This is a genomic window from Pseudomonas sp. GW460-LB5 (genome assembly GCF_059423245.1).
Genome location: NZ_JBWKXT010000140.1, coordinates 1 through 768, shown reverse-complemented (window position 1 = coordinate 768; position 768 = coordinate 1). Strand labels below are relative to the sequence as shown.

Below are 768 nucleotides of genomic sequence, written 5' to 3'. Positions count from 1 at the left end.
TAGTCAGCTCAAAGGCTGATTGGCATCAACAATTCGGAAGCGACTTTTCTCAGCATGTAGGTTTCGCGCAGAATTGATTGCCCCATCGAAGACTCGTGCCGCTGCATAACGGCTTCATTGTGCGTGATTGCTTCATGCAGGTTGATCCAGACAGGCCGCATACCATTAGCGATTTCGTGGCTTTCCATTCTCACGGGCTCTAGCTGGGGCGCTACTTCGCATTGATAAAAATGCGAGGTCATGTGCATCAGATCGTACTGTGGCTTCCAGTAGGACCGGTACTCCTCGATGTAACCGTAGTGCTGGAGCACCTGTATTTCACGGGCACCAGTCTCTTCCTCCAGCTCACGCTTCAGGCCTGTGACAATGTCCTCGTCAACATCAAGGCCGCCTCCAGGAAAGCTGAAGTCGTTATAGCGCTCGGTGAACAGCAACAGGATCTGCTCACCCCGCATCACGATGCCGCGTGCTGCATGTCGACGGAATACTCTGCCCTGCTTGGATTTCAGCTCGGGGTGAACAATTTCAGTTATGAGTTGCATGGGGCTCGTTACGGCAAGATCAGTTAGTCATCGTCCAGGGTGGCCACGGCATTTCCGCAGTTCTGGAAATACTGTGGCCAGTGGAACTGGCTCAGCGAAGCAGCAATACGGGTAAAGTGGATGTTCGCAGCATCGTCGTGGTCGTGCTACCTATCAGAAACTGCCTGATGCGTGAGTGCCCGTACGCCCCCATGACCAAGAGGTCAATGCCGTGCTCTGCCTGATA

Annotated in this window: 2 protein-coding genes; both read right to left on the bottom strand. The window is 53.5% G+C overall.

Annotated features, from left to right (window positions below):
• Positions 1-8 precede the first annotated feature (8 nt).
• A complete protein-coding gene (locus AC07XM_RS31075) occupies positions 9-542 on the bottom strand; it encodes an NUDIX hydrolase (RefSeq protein ID WP_024947944.1) in 534 nt (177 codons plus the stop codon).
• A 91-nt stretch (positions 543-633) separates the two neighbouring features.
• A partial coding sequence (locus tag AC07XM_RS31070) for a universal stress protein (protein ID WP_495046087.1) occupies positions 634-768 on the bottom strand: 135 nt, incomplete at its 5' end.